We start from the raw sequence: 17,477 nt of genomic DNA, 5'->3' as shown, positions 1-17,477 counted from the left end.
TGGCTGTGCCAAATTGGCGCAGTTGGAGCCCTTAATGAGCCAGATTGACGATGGACGACGCGCTGAGCCGCACAGATGACCGCGAAGACGCCGGTCTTTTACCAGAAGAAAAAGCTAAGCCACGACGCGAACTGGTGGAGCCGACTTTTCCGCGAAAATTGTTGGGCGGCTATGTCAATTTTCGTAAGAACCGCCTTTCGCGTGAGCGAGAGCGCTATGAAGAACTGGCCTCGTCTGGGCAAAAGCCAGATACGATGGTTGTCGCGTGTTGCGATTCCCGTTCCGCACCGGAGGTGATATTCGGTGCCGCTCCGGGGGAGATTTTTGTGGTGCGTAATGTGGCGAACCTCATGCCACCTTACGATCCTGCCGGCGCCTATCATGCCACTTCAGCGGCGCTTGAATTTGCGGTGCAGGAATTGCGGGTGAAGCATATCGTGGTCATGGGGCACGGGCGATGCGGTGGCATTGCCGCTTTTCGTAGGACAGCGACGGGCGAGGCAACGCCGCCGTTGTCGCCCGGCGATTTCATTGGCAAGTGGATGTCGATGTTGGCACCGGTGGCGGAGAAATTTGACTGTACGGGTGCGGACAGTGCGGAGCTTTTACAACGACAGTTGGAAGAGGAAGCTATCCGCCAGTCTATCGCGCATCTTAAGACCTTTCCCTGCGTTTCCATTTTGCTGGAGAGAGAGCAAATCTCGCTGCACGGGGCATGGTTTGATATTTCATCAGGCGAATTGCTGACCATGAACGAAGAGACTGGGGTTTTCGAACTGCCGTTTGGATGAGTGTTTCTAGGCGATGCTGTAAAGCTCGACGGGGCGGCTGATGCCGCGCAATGGCTCTTGGCCTTCATAGACAAGACTGGTGTGCAAGGTTGGCGGCAGACTGTCGGCAAAACTGCCGTCCAGCAAGATGGTTTTGCCCATTCCCTTGGCGCGCTGTTCCAGCCGTGCGGCGATGTTGACCGTTTCACCATAAACTGTGAAGGCCTGACGGTTATCCGTTCCGATCTTGCCTGCCACAACAGCCCCGTGGGAAAGCCCGATACGGCAAGCGAAGCCTTTGGATGCGCAGGTTTCAACAATTTTTTCGGCCGCCATGAAGGCATGAAACTGGGGCGTATCCTGCGGTATCGGATTGTTGAAAGAGGCGAGCAGCCCATCACCGGTATAGGAAATTGTCACGCCACCCTCGTCGGCGATGATTTGTGCGCACTGGGATAGATAATCGTCCAAGGCCGCGATGACCTCGCCGGGCGTGTGGGCGGCAGCGAACGTTGAGAAATCCGCAATGTCCAGCATCAGGATTGATGTGGGACGCTCTTCCGGTTCAATCCGCGTGTCCCCATCGAGTAAGCGTTTTGCAATTGGTTCTGGCACAAAGCGTTTCAACGTGTCTGCCGCAAGGCGCCTCTTTTGCCGCTCGCTGGCGTGCTGGCTTTCGAAACGTAGCTGGTTGAGGAAAACCTGCCGTGCCCGATAGACGGTAACCGCGAGAACGATCGACACCGTCAGCATAATGCCGATCTCGACTGCTCTGTTGCCTCGCCCGACAAAGTCTATGGACAAAAACACGGCCTGATAATCGGCGAGTGTTGGCTGGCGAGATAGGTCATCCCATGAAAGGGGCGTTGCGATACCGCTTGCCGTATAAAGGTAAAGTGCCAACCAGCCCACAGAGCAGATAATACCTGCCCAAATCACCAGTCTCCATGAGAGCGTTAAGCCCGCAAGCACGATGATTGGAATGAGCAAATGCACTCCCCAGATACGGATAGAGAGCACTTGCGGAATGTCGTCGTAATTGCTGATCGGAACGAAGGCGAAAGCGGCACAAATTCCAAGTGCATCGAGAGTTACAACAACAAATTTCAGCCAAGGACGGTCGTGACGGGTTCCGATCACCGTATAATGCACAAGGCCGAGCACAGTATAGAACCCGAGCACGCCGATGACGCTCATCCGAAAGGTGAAATCGAGGGCTAGTGTCAGGCTGAGCCACCACAAAAAGCCCACGCCGACAACAGCTGTCCGTAAGGCGATTGCAATTTTCAAGCCGTTGCGTTCAGCGCTCGCAAGCCGGCTCAGTGCGTTGACGCGAAAAGCATACTTAGGGTCTGTCGCGCCAAGCTGGGGATCGATGGCGCTTGCCGCAGCCATCGCGTCAGATCGCTTCGCCGTTCAATAGGGCCGGGTTAGTGCCTGCGCGGCCTGCGGCTTGATCAATGAACATCTTTTTGATGCCGGGCATGCGGTCCACTAGCCCGAGACCGAAAGAGCGCACCATACGCAGCGGGGTGATGTCGTTGGAAAACAGGCGGTTCAGCATATCGGTTACAAGTCCCATCTGTACCGTATCGAAACGGCGCCACAGCTGATAGCGTTCCAAGACGGTTTCCATACCAATATCGAGGCCGAGGCGGTCGGCTTCTACAATGGTTTGTGCCAGCGCTGCTGCGTCTTTGAAGCCAAGGTTCAGCCCTTGGCCGGCGATGGGGTGAATGCCGTGGGCTGCGTCTCCCACCAATGCAAAGCGGTGACGGATGAAATCGCGCGCCAGCGTAAGGCCGAGCGGAAAGGCTTTGCGCGGTCCTGCGACTGAGATTTCTCCGAGTTTGTGGCCAAAGCGGCTTTCCAACTCCAATTCGAACGTGAAGTCACCGGCTTCCATCAGGCGCTTGGCGTTTGCGGTTGGTTCTGTCCAAACGAGCGATGAGCGGTGTTTGCCGTCTTTGTCTGGCAGAGGCAGCGTTGCAAACGGGCCGCCGGGTAAGAAGTGCTCCTCGGCGCGTCCGTGGTGCGGGCGTTCGTGGGAAACGGTGGTGACCAAGCCCATCTGGTCGTAGTCCCAATGCACGGTTCGGATGCCGGCCTTGTCGCGCAGCGATGAGCGGACGCCGTCGGCTGCAATCAGCAGGCGGGTGCGAAGTTTTTTGCCGGAACCGAGGGTGATCTCGCTGGTCGGATCGCTCGTTATGAAATCATCGACGGTTTCGCCATGCAAGATAGTAACGCCCACCTCTTTAGCCTTGCCGCGCAGTGCGCCGACGAGAACTTTGTTGGGCACCATATGGGCGAAGGGTTCATTTGATTCTTCATTAACGTCGCCGAAGGTAAGGAAGACCGGGCGCACAGGGTCGGTCGTGCGGCTGTCGGTAACGATCATTTCGTTGATTGGCTGCGCTTCCTTCAGCATGTCCTCCCATAAGCCAAGCTGGCCCAACATGCGGCTGGCGGCAGCGGCAATCGCAGAAGCGCGTTCGTCTGTGGAGAGCGCGTCTTCGGGCGCGGCATCCACAACGAGCACGTTCATGTGCGGGGCTGCATGTTTCACCGCAACCGCAACTGACAGGCCTACATAACCACCGCCAGCAATGAGACAGTCTAGCGTGGCAGTGTCATTAGTTGTCTCAGCCATTTTTCGCTCCTGAAATATCAGCCGCGCGGCTTGCGCCCGGTGGCTTGACTTGGCGGTCAACGCGCCCATTCATGGGTGCATTATTGTTGAATTACACATCGGCAGTCGAGACCCGCATGACAAGCCCCAACCCCGCAAAATCCGGCAGAACGCTTAACGCAGCCGTGACCGAACTCCTTAGCATCCTTGACCTCGAATCGCTTGAGCACAACCTGTATCGTGGTCGCAGCCCGAAGACCGGCTGGCAGCGGGTTTTTGGCGGTCAAGTGATCGGACAAGCGATGGTGGCAGCCCAGCGCACCGTCCCAGCGGACCGGCATATCCATTCCCTGCATGGTTATTTCATGCGGCCCGGCGACCCTGCGGTGCCGATCATTTATGAGGTTGACCGCATTCGTGACGGCGGTTCGTTTACCACGCGGCGGGTGGTGGCCATTCAGCATGGTAAGGCAATTTTCTCCATGTCGGCGTCGTTTCAAATTGCCGAAGATGGTCTGGATTACTTCATGCCTATGCCGAACCAGCCAGACCCTGACGAACTGGAGAGCGATTCCCAGTCGAAAAACCGTTCTTTGGAAAATGCACCAGAGGCTGTGAAAAATTATTGGAAGCGCGAACGCCCCATCGAGATGCGCGCGACTTCTTATGAGCACTTTCTGTCCGACAAGAAGTTGGACCCGGAACAGCACGTTTGGATGCGGGCGACGGATACCATTCCTGATGATCAGGCATTGCACGCGGCTGTTTTGGCTTATGCATCAGATATGACCTTGCTGGACACTTCCCTTTATCCTCATGGGCGCAAAATTTTCGATCCAGAAATGCAGGTGGCAAGTCTCGATCATGCGATGTGGTTCCACCGTCCCATCAATGTGAACGACTGGATCTTGTTTGCGCAGGATTCTCCCAACTCGTCGGGAGCGCGGGGTTACAACCGGGGGAGCCTTTATTCACGCGATGGAACGCTTGTTGCCTCGTGTGTGCAAGAAGGTCTCATTCGCGTTCGTGATCCCAACAGGGCTTAATCCAGCGGCGCGTGGAGTTTTGTTCCTTTGGTGATGATCCCGCCACGGTTGCCGATTTCGAGCGAACCGTAGCGTTGGGCAAAACATTCGGGGAGGGCGCGGTCGTCGGGTATGGCGAGCCACAGGCGCAGCAAGTGGCGGCGCTTTTCGCGCTCCGGCCAATCTATGAAACCAGTACGGTCATGCAATTGGGAATGGTTGTAGACGAATTGCATATCGCCGGGTTGCAATTGCATCGAGAAGTGCAGATCGGGATCGTTGGCCAGATCATCGAATAAATCGAGCGCTGCTAGGTGTTCTGGCGTTAGCCTGAGCGCACCATCAAATCGCTGGGCGCTGTCGATATACTGGCGCTGGTAGCAAACAGTCAGACGGCCCTCATGCCATGTGAAGGGCGGGATTTCGAAATAGGGGTTCGCACCATCTGGAACTTCGCCGCGCCTGTCGGTGGCGATGGGGTCGAACAGGCGTTCCAGCAAATCCGGGCTTTGCCTTCGCATTTCATTGTAGATCGTCTCGGCGCTTACCAACAGGGAACGGCCACCTTCTTTCGCCTCGCGGATGCACAGCAATCCTACAACATCGGCGCTGTCGGTGTGGAATGTCTGGCGCTGGCTGGTTTGATAGATGCGGGTGTTCGGGTCGGTCGCATCCGCACCGGTGTCGCGTACATGGCCAAGAATGTGACCTTGTGCATTTTGCGAGCGCGCGCGGCCGAGATGAGCACCTATGCCACAGAAGATAGCGGCGGAGAATTTCTGGTTGTACCGGTCAATTGGCAGGCCGCGCAAAACCTCCACGCCAACACCACTGATCAGTTTTTCCCGCAGTGCTTCCAGATGCGCTGAAAAGTGAGGCAATGGAAAATCATCTGCAGTGATCTCGCCGATATCCAAGCCCAAAGCGAGAAAATGCCGAGCGGCAGCCTCTAGATCCTCTACATCTCGCCGAGCCAGTTCGTAAAGCCAACATTCGGGGTGTGCTGCCATATCCGAGCCAAGCCAAGCTGAGGGACGGTCTATTCGGCTTGGTAATTCAGAGAGCATGAGGGGAATCGTTGCATGGGCTTAAAATTGGACTGCAATTTATGCCTACAGGATTGCCGCGTCTGCGCAAAACGCGATGGAACAAGACCATTATCTACGCACAGAATTTAGTCATCTGTTAATGAGTGAATAAATTTTAAGCAGGCATGCCATGCCGGTAAAGCTGCTCCAATTTTGAGCATCGGCAAAATTATTGTTTTTAATCAATACGGTAGAAGAGAATATCAGAACTGGCACGCTTCTTGAAAGCTCTTGAACATTCCCGACCGCGTGATCGGGACAGGAAGGGGGTCGTGTGTGTTTGCGGCCTCTATCAGGAAACGGGACGAATTCATGAAATTCATCATCGCAATCATCAAACCGTTCAAGCTGGACGAAGTGCGTGACGCGCTTTCCGGTCTGGGCGTTCAGGGGCTGTCGGTCACTGAAATCAAAGGGTACGGGCGGCAAAAGGGGCAAAGCGAGATTTATCGCGGTGCTGAATACGCCGTGCATTTTGTGCCGAAGCTGAAATTGGAAATCGCGGTGTCTGCCGAGCAGGCGCCTGCGGTCGTGGAAGCGATCCGCGATACCGCATCCACCGGTCAGATCGGCGACGGCAAAGTCTTCGTACTCGATCTGGAATCAGCTGTGCGCATCCGCACCGGCGAGACGGGCGGTGAGGCGCTCTAAAGCGTCGCACAGGCTCTCAACAGACATTCAGGGAAAAGACAGATGAAATCTCTTACAAAAACAGGCGGTCTGATGGTTGGCATCGCCGCTCTTGGCGTGGCGCTTGCGCCCGCCGCATTCGCTCAGGACGCCGCTCCACCCGTTTCGCCCGAAACGGCCTATATCTTCAATACGCTGCTGTTCTTGATCGGCGGCTTCTTGGTCATGTGGATGGCTGCAGGCTTTGCGATGCTCGAAGCCGGCCTGGTGCGTTCCAAGAACGTCTCAATGCAGTGCTTGAAAAACATTTCGCTCTATTCAATCGCCGGCCTGATGTATTGGGTTGTCGGCTACAATCTAATGTATACAGGCGTTGACGGAGGCTACATGGGTTCCTTCGGCACCTATTCGTTTGATCCGGTCGGCGGCAATGCGCTTGATACGGGCTATTCGACAGCGTCCGACTGGTTCTTCCAGATGGTGTTTGTGGCAACTGCCGCATCCATCGTTTCGGGTACGGTCGCTGAGCGCATCAAGCTGTGGCCCTTCCTGATCTTTGTCGTTCTGCTGACGGGCTTCATTTACCCGATTGCCGGTTCCTGGAAATGGGGTGCTGGTTGGCTGGACGCGATGGGCTTCCTCGACTTTGCCGGTTCCACGCTGGTTCACTCCGTGGGCGGCTGGGCTGCTTTGACGGGTGCGATCATTCTGGGCGCTCGCAAGGGTAAGTACGGTGAAGGCGGTCAGGTTATGCCGCTGGTGGGTTCCAACATTCCGCTGGCAACGCTTGGCACGTTCATTCTCTGGCTCGGTTGGTTCGGCTTTAACGGCGCGTCCCAGCTCGCAATGGGTACGATCAACGATGTCTCCGACGTCTCACGCATCTTTGCCAACACAAACCTTGCTGCTGCCGGTGGTGTGGTGACCGTGCTGGTGCTGCTGCAGATCATGTACAAGAAGGTTGATGTGACACTGGTGCTCAACGGTGCGCTTGCTGGTCTCGTTGCCATAACGGCTGAGCCGCTGACACCGTCGCCCATTATGGCGATCATCATCGGCGGTATTGGTGGCGCAATCGTGGTGTTCACCGTGCCGCTGCTGGACAAGATGAAAATTGATGATGTTGTCGGTGCCATCCCTGTTCACCTGTTTGCAGGCATCTGGGGTACGATTGCTGTGGTTTTGACCAACAGTGATGCAAACCTCGGCGTGCAGCTGATTGGTATCGCGTCTTACGGCATCTTCACCGTGGTTGTCTCGGCTGTTGTCTGGCTCATCCTCAAAGCGGTCATTGGTATCCGTGTCAGCGAAGAGGAAGAGGCCAACGGTCTCGACCGTGGCGAGGTGGGTGTGGACGCCTATCCAGAGTTTACCTTTGGCCGTGGCTAAGGGTTGAACTGACACACAGGTTGACGCGGCGGGATCTCCTCCCCTCTCCACCCGCCGCGTCCGCAACACCCCAGATTTGGGGACAGGCCCATCCGGGAAACCGGGTGGGCCTTTTTCATGGTGTTTTGATCGTTGGGAAACGCTTCGATGGTTAACAGGGCTTTAACCATCGCCGTCCTATCTTGCCTTCAAATTAATCAGGGGTGAAGTGCGACTGCAGGTCGGCTCAACCTTTGATGTGTATGCGTTGTGGTGTTTGGGAAGGTGAATCATGCAGGCTGGCGATGTGACGATGATAGCGCCGAGACATGCTAGCGGTTCGGCCGCAGGCGCTGCCTCGGATATGGACCCCATCGCCACTGGCGGCACTCCGCGTGGCGCACGACGTATCTCTGTGCACGTCCCGCAGTTTGTCATCCGTTCGATTGACAGAATCTCCGGCGGTTCGCTGGTGGCAATTGCCCTTTTGGGTTGCATTGCGCTGGCCACTTGGAACGCTGCCGATCCCAGCATCACGTTTGCTAACGACAAATCACCATCGAATTGGTTGGGCTACGCCGGTGCGAGTTTTGCTGATATCGCTATGCAGTTTTTTGGTTTTGCATCGGTTGTGCTGTTGTTGCCGCCTCTCGTTTGGGGCTTGTTCAAATGGACAGCCCGTCCGCTTGGCCTTTTGAAAACCCGTTTTGGCTTTTGGGCTTTGGCACTGGGGCTTCTATCCTCCGCCGCAAGCTGCCTCGCTGTTCCGAATGGGTGGCCTTTGCCGGTAGGTATGGGCGGTGTTCTGGGCGATGCGGTGTTGGGCTTTCCAGCCGCTTTCCTAGGAAATTACCCAGGTGGCGCATTTGCAGTTGTATTGGGCGCGGTCTTCTTCGTGCCCGGCTTCTGGGCGCTTCTGCGCGCTTGCCGATTGACCAAGGGCATTCCTGCCCGTGCTGGTGCGGTGGTGGCTGATTCCGATGCAGTGGAAGAGAGCAACGTCGCCTTTGATGATTTTGCCGAGACGGATGACGGTTCGCGCGATTGGTTCGCCATCGCTGCAATGCCGATTGGTCTTGCAATGCACCTTTATTATTCCGCACGCGCTGGCCTTTCCAACATGGCTGGGCGCCGTGCAGAGCGCCATCAGGCTGCCTATCTGGCGAAGATGCAGCAGCAAGGTATGCAGCCTCAAGCACCTCACGCACCAATGGCGCAGCAGCCGCATGTTGAGCCACATTTCGATGCCCAACGTCCAAACACATTCGTGCCTGCCGCCGATGCCGACGATAACGAAGATTGGATCGAGCCGGAAGTGACGGCTTATGAACCTGTTACAATCGAACCACAGGCTGAAGCGATTGCGATGCCTGATTATGATGTTGCGCCATCTGCACCCGTTGCCTCCAAACCTGCTCCGGCTCCTGCGCAGGCTGTTCGCGCAAAGGCAAAGACGGGCGGCAAGTTTTCATTGCCAAATCTGGATTTGCTTTCGGAAGAGCGCAATTTGGTTCAGGACGAGACGCTCTCCAAAGAGCAGCTTGAGGAAAATGCCCGCACGCTGGAAGGCGTGTTGGAGGACTTTGGCGTCAAAGGCCAGATCATCGCTGTGCGACCTGGTCCTGTGGTTACGCTTTATGAACTGGAGCCAGCACCGGGTATCAAGTCTTCCCGTGTGATCGGTTTGGCTGACGATATTGCCCGCTCCATGAGCGCGATTGCTGCCCGTGTTGCAGTGGTTCCCGGTCGCAACGCCATCGGCATCGAATTGCCGAACAAAAAGCGCGAGACGGTGTATTTGCGCCAGCAGCTTTCCAGCAAAGAGTTCAAACAATCGAAGATGAAACTGCCCATGTGCTTGGGCAAAGATATCGGCGGCGCACCAATCATCGCCGACATGGCGAAGATGCCTCACCTTCTCGTGGCCGGTACAACCGGCTCGGGTAAATCGGTCGCTATCAACACGATGATCCTGTCGCTGCTCTACAAGCACGGCCCGGACAAGTGTAAACTCATCATGATTGATCCGAAGATGTTGGAATTGTCGATCTATGACGGCATCCCGCATTTGCTCACACCCGTCGTCGTGGACCCGAAAAAGGCCGTTGTTGCGCTGAAATGGTCCGTGCGCGAGATGGAAGAGCGCTACAAGAAAATGTCGAAAGTCGGCGTGCGTAACATCGATGGGTTCAATGCCCGCGTCGAGGAAGCCGCAGCGAAGGGCGAGAATATCACCCGCACCGTGCAGACCGGCTTTGACCGCGACACGGGCGAAGCGATTTATGAGGTCGAGGAACTCGATCTGGAGCCGATGCCTTACATCGTGGTCGTGATCGATGAAATGGCCGACCTGATGATGGTTGCCGGTAAAGACATTGAAGGCACCGTCCAGCGTCTGGCGCAGATGGCGCGTGCTGCGGGCATTCACGTCATCATGGCGACACAGCGTCCTTCAACCGATGTGATTACGGGCACGATCAAGGCCAACTTCCCGACCCGTATCTCCTTCCAGGTCACCTCAAAAATCGACAGCCGCGTGATGTTGGGCGAATCCGGTGCCGAGCAACTGCTCGGCATGGGCGACATGCTCTACATGGCTGGTGGTGGCCGCATCACACGTGTCCACGGTCCGTTCGTGGATGACCCTGAAGTGGAAGCCATCGTCAATCATTTGAAAGCCCAGGGTGTGCCGCAATATCTTGAAGGCATCACGGAAGAAGATGAAGAAGACGAAGGTGGCTCTGAAGGCGGTGGCGGCGGTGCTGCTGGTGGTCTGGGCGATAGCGACGATCCGTATGATCAGGCTGTGGCCATCGTATTGCGCGACCGAAAGGCATCTACGTCCTACATTCAACGCCGCTTGTCGGTTGGTTATAACAAAGCTGCTTCGCTCATCGAGCGGATGGAGCAAGAGGGCGTTATCAGCCCCGCCAACCATGCGGGCAAACGCGAGATTCTGGTGCCTGCGGAGGACGAGACGATATAGTCTCGCGCTCTGCGCGCATCATCATATCAGCGCCAAAGTTGGCGCTTAACACAAGGAACCGTCCGCCAGTAGTTTTCGAGTTCGCGGATTTCAAACACGCTTTATCGAAAGACGATCCCGCTATGGCATCCCTGACACAGTCCGTTTCCAGAATTTTCTTCGGTGCCGCCGTGGCCGGAATGTTGGCCCTTGCGCCTGCTCAGGCAAAAATGTCTGGCAAAGATGCCGCCGCGGTTAAGCGCATCAGCCAGCATTTCTCTGGCGTGCCATCGATGATGGGTGAGTTCATTCAGTTCGGTCCTAATGGCGAACAGACTGGCGGAAAGTTCTTTCTCAAGCGACCGGGCAAAATTCGCTTCGACTACGCCAAACCTTCCCCGATCCTTGTGAAGGCAGATGGCAAAACGGTTGCTATTCACAACCGCCGATTGAAGACTTGGGACTATGCGCCTTTGTCTAAAACGCCGTTGAGGCTTTTGCTGTCAGACCGCATCGACATTAACGACGAAGCGATCAAGGGTGTGAAGCGTGAGGCGGATCTGACCACGGTCTACCTCGCCAATAAGAGCGTGTTTGGAAATGCCAAAATAACGCTGATGTTTGACCCGAAATCGTATGAATTGCGCCAGTGGACGATCACTGACGATCAGGGCAAGGATACGTCGGTGATGATTTTCAACGTGCAGAATAACGTGAAGCTGCGCGACCGCATTTTCAAAATCAATCAGCTCGCCAACACCCGAAACAGCAACGATCGCTAAGTCTTTGGCTCATTTGCGCGTGGAGAAGCCCGTGCAGCCCTTGTGAGTGAAGCGCTGTCTCGGCAAATTGGGTCTTTGATCCCTTTGCTAAGGCGCACCCCGCATGGCCCCGTTTTCAATCGCAACATGGAACATCAATTCGGTGCGCCTGCGCATCGGCATCGTGGAAGATTTTCTGCGCGAGTACGAGCCAGACGTTTTGTGCTTGCAGGAAATCAAGTGCCAGAACGATCAGTTCCCGGCCAAGGCTTTCAAAAAGCTTGGCTATGAGCACCACGCTGTTCACGGTCAAAAGGGCTATCACGGAGTGGCGACAGTCTCTAAGCATCCGTTGCGCGATGTGAGTTCAACCGACTATTGCGGCAAGGGCGACACTCGTCATGTTCATACCCATATCGACACATCTTCCGGACCGATTGGCTTGCACAATTTTTACGTGCCTGCTGGTGGCGATATCCCGGACCCGGACAAGAACGAGAAGTTTGCCCACAAACTGGATTTTCTTGACGAAATGAAGCGGTTGAAAGCAGTGCAAAGCTCTGTGCCGCAAGTGTTGGTGGGTGATTTGAACATTGCGCCGCTGGAAACCGATGTGTGGTCGCACAAGCAGCTTCTTAAAGTTGTCAGCCACACCCCGATCGAAACTGAAGGCATGCACGAAATCATGCAGCTTGGTGGCTGGTCGGACGTTATGCGGCAGCACTTTCCGCCGGAGGACAAGCTGTTCACCTGGTGGAGCTATCGCTCTCCCAATTGGGATGAGAGCGATAAAGGTCGCCGTCTGGACCATGTTTGGACAGCGCCGGAACTGGCTGCAAAATTGGTGGATGTGTCGGTGCTGCGCGAAGCGCGCGGCTGGGTCAAACCGTCAGACCACGTGCCGGTGATTGCCCGTTTCGCGCTTTAGCGGCTGAATATGCCCTGCATCAGTGTTTGATCGAGTTCAAGCGCTGCGTTGTTTTTCAGACACTTGTTGTGGGTGACTGCAACGCTCCAATCGCCTCCTATGATAGCGAAATAGGAGCCTGCATCGTATTCGGGGTCAGGAAAGCACAACATGCCGAAATGCCATACATTGGTTCCTAAAGTCCGGTTTTTTCGAAAAAGAACGCCAGGGCCATAGTATAAGTTGTTGTCAATTTCCGCGTAGGGAAGGGCAAAGCGGTTGTTTTGGATATCGGTGTTTTGCCCAAAGGCTGCGTTGGCGAATGTCAAAAAACTCTGCGCTGATGCTTGCCAACCGCCAAAGGCGGAAATGGATTTTAGCAAGGGACTGGGCGTGATGCCGTCCATTCCGTCGAGCTCTTCCAGCGCTTCTTTGCACGCTTCTTCGTATGTCGTCTCAGTTTTGGCCTCGATGATCGCGCCTATCACCGCATAGTTTCCATTGTTGTAAAAGTAATCCCCAATCGTGCCGCGCAAATTACGCGCGTCGACGGCTTCCAGCGCGATCTCCTCCAAACGGTTTTCGCTCTTGTTGAAAAGATTTTGAACATTGCCCTGTGTGATGTCCGGCTGGAGCCCTGAAGTGTGCGTGAGGAACTGGGTGAGAGACACTTCGTCCGCGGCTGAATCGGAGAAGTCTCTCAAAATGCCTTCTGCCCGAAATTCGCCCAAGGTTGTGTCTCGGGAAAGAACCTCGTCTTTTTCAAGTTGTAAAAAACAAGCTCCGGTGACTGCTTTGCTGAGGCTGGCCAGCGTCATTGGAGCCTCAATTTCGGTGTTCAGTGCGCGGCTGTACACGATGCGACCGCGATAGCCCAATGCCAATTGCGATTGACTGACACGATTTTTGCGCGCCCATGCGAGCCAGTTGGTCTCGACTTTGGTGAAGCGCTGTTGGTTGGGTGCTTGCGCATTCGCGCTGTTGTTCGGTGCAGCAAATGACAACGCGCAGGCCAGCGCTACAAATGCGGTGCCGGTTGAAAAATTAAACGAAGCAAGCCCCATGCGCTTCATGTCTCGGCCTCTGATTTTGATTCTTGCGCGGCACGCTCGTTTGCTTGGTCCAGCTTAATGCGAACGGTTTCCAGTTTTGCGATGAACTCTGAAATGGATGTGCTGATACGGTCACGCAGACTTTCTGCCAGACTTGGGTATTCCTCCAGCATTCTGCGGAACAGCGGACGAGGAATTTTCAGCACCTCTGAATCTTGCGCTGCGGTCGCTGTGGCGGCGTGGTTGGTTTCTGTGATGAGAGCCAATTCGCCGATCAGCGCTCCGGTTGAATGGACGGAAATAACTGTATCATTTGGCCCGGACGTCAGTTGCATCATGCCGCTAATGATCACATAGCCGCCGTCTGAATAGGTATCTTGCCGATAAAGGCGAGTTCCCTGCGCCAGCGTGCGGTGCTCCGCGCCAAACGCGATCAAACGCAGATGTTCGGGCTGAAAGCCTTCGAACAACCGCACCCGCGACAGCAGGCGGATATCGTGATCCAGGCTCATGTGTGGGCCGTCCTGCGATTAGGGAACAAGTTTGTATCCACCTGAGTCGGTGACCAACAATTGTGCGTTAGACGGATCGCGTTCGATCTTTTGGCGCAGGCGGTAGATGTGGGTTTCCAACGTGTGGGTGGTAACGCCGGAATTGTAACCCCAGACTTCCTCCAGCAGAACATCACGCGTGATGACCTTACGCTCTGCGCGGTAGAGATATTTAAGGATTGCTGTTTCCTTCTCGGTCAGCCGGACCTTGGATCCGTCCTCCTCAATCATGATTTTCTGTGCCGGACGGAAGGAATATTGCCCGATGGTGAAAACGGCATCTTCGCTTTGCTCATGTTGGCGAAGCTGTGCGCGAATGCGGGCAAGCAGGACTGCAAATTTGAACGGCTTGGTGATGTAGTCATTGGCCCCAGCTTCCAATCCAAGGATCGTGTCGCTGTCGGTGTCATGGGCCGTGAGCATGATGATCGGTGATTTGAATCCACCCTTGCGCAGCAGCTTGACCGCCTCGCGGCCATCCATATCTGGCAGACCAACATCCATCACCAGAAGGTCAATTCGGTTGTCGCGGGCGGTTTTGATGCCTGCCGTGGCCGTTTGCTCTTGGATCATTGTGAATTCGTCGTAGAGCGACAATTGCTCTACGAGAGCCTCGCGCAGATCGTTGTCGTCATCGACAAGAAGCAGGGTGCGTTCGGTCATGTTTCCCTCGGATTGGTCTGAAATTTCAAAAGGCGCATCTAAGCCGCTAAATCATGATAAAAAACGGTGTGAATTAGAATCACACGCGATTGTGAAATCTGCCAGTCGATTGTGAGCCAAAAGGGGCCAAAGTGCAAAGAACTGACCATGTGTGCAATACGCCGTTTCGGCAGTTGATTGTTCGGAAACGGCCTGGCCACGAAACCCAAGGGTTTTTGCAGGCAGGTGGGCGCGTTTTGCGCTGCGCCTTGGGGCGCGGTGGTTTGGGATCAATCAAGCGGGAAGGTGACGGCAAGACACCAATCGGACGCTTTGTGCTGCTGGATGTCTATGCAAGACCAGATGCTGGATTTCAGAACGTCTCTGCGCTTCCGCAAGCGTTGATCGGGCCGAACGATGGGTGGTGCGATGCAGTTGGCGACCGCAATTATAACCGACGGGTCAAGCTGCCCTATCCGGCAAGCCATGAGCGGCTTTTGCGCGACGACCATCTCTACGACGTGTTCATTGTGATAGACCACAACATCACGCGGCGAATGACCCGTGGTGGCAGCGCGATATTCTTTCACCTCGCCCATGACGATTATCGACCCACTGAAGGGTGCATTGCAATCTCGCGGGCTGACATGCACTGGCTGTTGCCAAGGATCAACGGACGCACCGTGATGGTTGTTGGCTAGGTGCTGGTCTTTAGAAATTCGTTATAAAGAACTGCCAAGGCCGAGGAGGCGAGCCGCGCTTCGGCGCTGTCGGCGCGACTGGTGAGGATGACGGGGGCTGTTGCGCCAACGACAAGGCCAGACGTTTCGCCACCACCCATGAAGGTAAGGGCTTTGAAGAAGATGTTGCCCGCTTCGATGTTTGGCACAACCAGAATATCCGCGTCCCCCGCCACGGAAGATTTGATGCCCTTTAGCTCTGCGGCCTCTATGCTGACTGCGTTGTCGAGCGCAAAGGGGCCATCGACCTCGCCGCCGGTGATCTGACCCGCTTTGGCGGCGTCAGCAACTTGGCGCGCAACCATAGAAGAGGGAATGCCGGGGTTGGGTGTCTCGGTGGCCGACAGAATTGCTGCTTTCGGCGTTTCAATGCCAAGTGCACGAGCGAGATCAAGGCCGTTTTGAGTGATTGCGATCAGGTGCTTCAATTCCGGTGCGACGTTGAGTGCGGCATCGGTGATGATGACCGGACGGGGCCAATTGGGCACGTCCATCACGAAACAATGGCTGGTGCGGCCCTTGCCGCGCAGGCCGTTTTCCTTGCGGATAACGGCGGCAAGATAGGTATCGGAATGGATATAGCCCTTCATCAAGGCGTCGGCCTTTCCTTCCGATACGAGATCTACACCGCGATGCGCCGCTGCCTCTTCAGTATCGCCTTGCACAATTTCCAAACCCTCGATGTTCAGCCCGGCGGCGTTTGCCGTCATTTCGATGCGGCTACGATCACCCACTAAGATCGGGGCGATAAGTCCTGCATCACGGGCGTCGAGTGCGCCTTCGAGCGCGTTGGCTTCCTCAGGACAGATAACTGCTGTGCGCAGGGCTGGCAGGTCAGCACACATTTGCAGCAGCTTGTGAAAATGTGGACGGGTTTTGGCTGTGATCTCGGTCATGGCAGCGGCTCTTTCGAGGAATCGTTTTCGCTTCTTAGCCTGCTGGACGATCTTGGCCAATTGGTTCAGATATCTAGCGACGGTTTCATGAGGTATTCGAAATGACAGTTTTGATTGCTGGTGGTGGTATTGCAGGTTTGGCGCTCGGATTGACGCTGCACCAAATTGGCGTGCCGTTTCATATTTTTGAACGGGCAAGCGAGATGAAGCCGCTGGGTGTTGGCATTAACGTGCAACCCAATGCAGTGCGTGAATTGTATGAAATGGGTCTGGAAGACGCGCTATCGAAGGTCGGTGTGAAGACCCGTGAATACGGCATGTTCACAAAGCACGGACTGGAAATCTGGACTGAGCCGCGAGGCATATGGGCAGGCTATCATTGGCCGCAATATTCGGTGCATCGCGGTGAATTGACAATGTTGCTTTATCATACGTTGCTGGATCGTGCCGGGGCCGATTGCATCACTCTGGGTGCGAAGGCTCTGGGTTTTGATAACGGCGATGATGGTGTGCGCCTCCATTTGCTTCGCGGTGGTGAGCATATGAACGTCATCGGAGACGTGCTTATTGCAGCAGACGGCATTCACTCTGCTATTCGCACGCAGATGGCCCCCGATGAAGGCCCGCCGATTTGGAACGGTGCCGTTTTGTGGCGTGGAACAAGCCTTGGCAAACCGTTCCGCACGGGCGCGTCCATGGCGCTAATCGGCCACGCAACTCAGCGCATCGTGTCGTACCCAATCACTGCGCCTGACCCCGATACGGGTGAAGCGGTTATGAACTGGATTGCTGAATTGTGGTTTGACCCGTCGAAAGGCTGGGAAAAGAACGACTGGAATCGCGAAGCATCGTTGTCGGATTTTCTGCCACAATTTTATAGCTGGGTTTACGACTGGTACGACTTCCCGGCGTTGATGGAGAAGGCTGAGAAGGTGTTCGAATACCCGATGGTGGACCGTGATCCGCTGCCGCGCTGGACCCGTGGACGAACGACTTTAATGGGTGACGCTGCTCACGCGACTTATCCCGTCGGTTCGAATGGTGCGAGCACCGCGATAATTGATGCCCGCAAGATCGGTCGTGCGTTTCTTGAGTACGGGGTAAATTCTGCTGCTTTGGAAGCCTACGAGGCGGAAATGCGCCCCGCCATGCAAAAGCTGATAGAAACCAACCGAGGCTCCGGTCCCGATGCCGTTTTGCAAATGATGGAAGACAAGTGCCGCGGTATGTTTGAGAATCTGGAGGATGTGGTCAGCCGAGAGGAACTGGCGCATCATGCGGAAACATATAAAGCGGTTGCCGGATTTTCGATTGAAGCGCTGAATAATGCGCCGTCAATAGTTCCCAAGAGTGTTCACATTACCCACGTGTGACGGCTTGAGAGTGAAGTTTATTGATTTTATAATTTTTGTGCTTCTCTGTTTCGCGGTAGTCTTGAAATAATTCGCCG

Annotated in this window: 16 protein-coding genes; 9 read left to right on the top strand and 7 right to left on the bottom strand. The window is 55.3% G+C overall.

Going from position 1 to position 17,477, the window contains the following annotated elements; genetic code table 11:
* The first annotated feature begins 50 nt into the window (after positions 1-50).
* Positions 51-791 (top strand): carbonic anhydrase, encoded by a 741-nt coding sequence (locus tag ACFQ14_RS09370; protein WP_377212474.1) that lies wholly within the window; start codon positions 51-53, stop codon positions 789-791.
* A gap of 6 nt (positions 792-797) precedes the next feature.
* Here the strand turns inward: ACFQ14_RS09370 and ACFQ14_RS09365 are convergent, their stop codons facing one another.
* Together ACFQ14_RS09365 and ACFQ14_RS09360 are read right to left on the bottom strand one after the other, a co-directional pair.
* On the bottom strand, positions 798-2,165 hold the full coding sequence (locus ACFQ14_RS09365; RefSeq protein WP_377212473.1) for an adenylate/guanylate cyclase domain-containing protein: 1,368 nt from the start codon (positions 2,163-2,165) through the stop codon (positions 798-800).
* A gap of 4 nt (positions 2,166-2,169) precedes the next feature.
* A complete protein-coding gene (locus ACFQ14_RS09360) occupies positions 2,170-3,423 on the bottom strand; it encodes a ubiquinone biosynthesis hydroxylase (protein ID WP_377212472.1) in 1,254 nt (417 codons plus the stop codon).
* A 116-nt stretch (positions 3,424-3,539) separates the two neighbouring features.
* Here ACFQ14_RS09360 and tesB point away from each other — a divergent pair, with 116 nt between their 5' ends.
* Positions 3,540-4,448, top strand: coding sequence for an acyl-CoA thioesterase II (gene tesB, locus ACFQ14_RS09355; RefSeq protein WP_377212471.1), 909 nt, complete (start codon positions 3,540-3,542; stop codon positions 4,446-4,448).
* Here the strand turns inward: tesB and ACFQ14_RS09350 are convergent.
* Positions 4,445-5,437 (bottom strand): TauD/TfdA family dioxygenase, encoded by a 993-nt coding sequence (locus ACFQ14_RS09350; RefSeq protein ID WP_377212470.1) that lies wholly within the window; start codon positions 5,435-5,437, stop codon positions 4,445-4,447. The two genes, tesB and ACFQ14_RS09350, sit on opposite strands and share 4 nt — an antisense overlap.
* A gap of 390 nt (positions 5,438-5,827) precedes the next feature.
* Between ACFQ14_RS09350 and ACFQ14_RS09345 the strand changes: the two genes are divergently transcribed.
* The 5 genes from ACFQ14_RS09345 (at position 5,828) to xth (ending at position 12,167) form a co-directional block, all read left to right on the top strand.
* Positions 5,828-6,166 carry a P-II family nitrogen regulator gene (locus ACFQ14_RS09345; protein WP_377212469.1) on the top strand — a complete coding sequence of 113 codons (339 nt, stop codon included), beginning with the start codon at positions 5,828-5,830 and terminating at the stop codon, positions 6,164-6,166.
* Between the two features lie 42 nt (positions 6,167-6,208).
* The gene (locus ACFQ14_RS09340; RefSeq protein WP_377212468.1) at positions 6,209-7,534 is read left to right on the top strand and encodes an ammonium transporter; all 1,326 of its coding nucleotides are present in this window, start codon (positions 6,209-6,211) and stop codon (positions 7,532-7,534) included.
* Between the two features lie 271 nt (positions 7,535-7,805).
* Positions 7,806-10,499, top strand: a complete 2,694-nt coding sequence (locus ACFQ14_RS09335; RefSeq protein ID WP_377212467.1) for a DNA translocase FtsK 4TM domain-containing protein — start codon at positions 7,806-7,808, stop codon at positions 10,497-10,499.
* Positions 10,500-10,621: 122 nt separating this feature from the next.
* Complete coding sequence (locus ACFQ14_RS09330) at positions 10,622-11,260, top strand: LolA family protein (protein ID WP_377212466.1); 639 nt, start codon at positions 10,622-10,624, stop codon at positions 11,258-11,260.
* Between the two features lie 103 nt (positions 11,261-11,363).
* Positions 11,364-12,167, top strand: a complete 804-nt coding sequence (gene xth, locus ACFQ14_RS09325) for an exodeoxyribonuclease III (protein ID WP_377212465.1) — start codon at positions 11,364-11,366, stop codon at positions 12,165-12,167.
* Here the strand turns inward: xth and ACFQ14_RS09320 are convergent.
* The 3 genes from ACFQ14_RS09320 to ACFQ14_RS09310 are packed head-to-tail and all read right to left on the bottom strand — an operon-like array spanning position 12,164 to position 14,412.
* Complete coding sequence (locus tag ACFQ14_RS09320) at positions 12,164-13,219, bottom strand: serine hydrolase domain-containing protein (RefSeq protein ID WP_377212464.1); 1,056 nt, start codon at positions 13,217-13,219, stop codon at positions 12,164-12,166. The two genes, xth and ACFQ14_RS09320, sit on opposite strands and share 4 nt — an antisense overlap.
* The gene (locus ACFQ14_RS09315) at positions 13,216-13,710 is read right to left on the bottom strand and encodes a cyclic nucleotide-binding domain-containing protein (protein WP_377212463.1); all 495 of its coding nucleotides are present in this window, start codon (positions 13,708-13,710) and stop codon (positions 13,216-13,218) included. The genes ACFQ14_RS09320 and ACFQ14_RS09315 overlap by 4 nt, the downstream gene beginning before the upstream one ends.
* A gap of 18 nt (positions 13,711-13,728) precedes the next feature.
* Complete coding sequence (locus ACFQ14_RS09310) at positions 13,729-14,412, bottom strand: response regulator transcription factor (RefSeq protein ID WP_377212462.1); 684 nt, start codon at positions 14,410-14,412, stop codon at positions 13,729-13,731.
* Positions 14,413-14,543: 131 nt separating this feature from the next.
* Between ACFQ14_RS09310 and ACFQ14_RS09305 the strand changes: the two genes are divergently transcribed.
* Entirely contained in the window at positions 14,544-15,092 is a 549-nt protein-coding gene (locus ACFQ14_RS09305) for a L,D-transpeptidase family protein (protein ID WP_377212461.1), read from the top strand.
* Here ACFQ14_RS09305 and ACFQ14_RS09300 read toward each other — a convergent pair.
* Positions 15,089-16,087 carry a bifunctional enoyl-CoA hydratase/phosphate acetyltransferase gene (locus tag ACFQ14_RS09300; protein WP_377212460.1) on the bottom strand — a complete coding sequence of 333 codons (999 nt, stop codon included), beginning with the start codon at positions 16,085-16,087 and terminating at the stop codon, positions 15,089-15,091. The genes ACFQ14_RS09305 and ACFQ14_RS09300 overlap by 4 nt on opposite strands.
* 41 nt (positions 16,088-16,128) lie before the next feature.
* Here ACFQ14_RS09300 and ACFQ14_RS09295 point away from each other — a divergent pair, with 41 nt between their 5' ends.
* A complete protein-coding gene (locus tag ACFQ14_RS09295) occupies positions 16,129-17,400 on the top strand; it encodes a flavin-dependent oxidoreductase (protein ID WP_377212459.1) in 1,272 nt (423 codons plus the stop codon).
* The last annotated feature ends 77 nt before the right edge of the window (positions 17,401-17,477 follow it).

The organism is Pseudahrensia aquimaris, from assembly GCF_042676045.1.
Classification (GTDB): Bacteria; Pseudomonadota; Alphaproteobacteria; order Rhizobiales; family Rhizobiaceae; genus Pseudahrensia; species Pseudahrensia aquimaris.
This window is presented reverse-complemented; position numbering and strand designations above follow the sequence as displayed.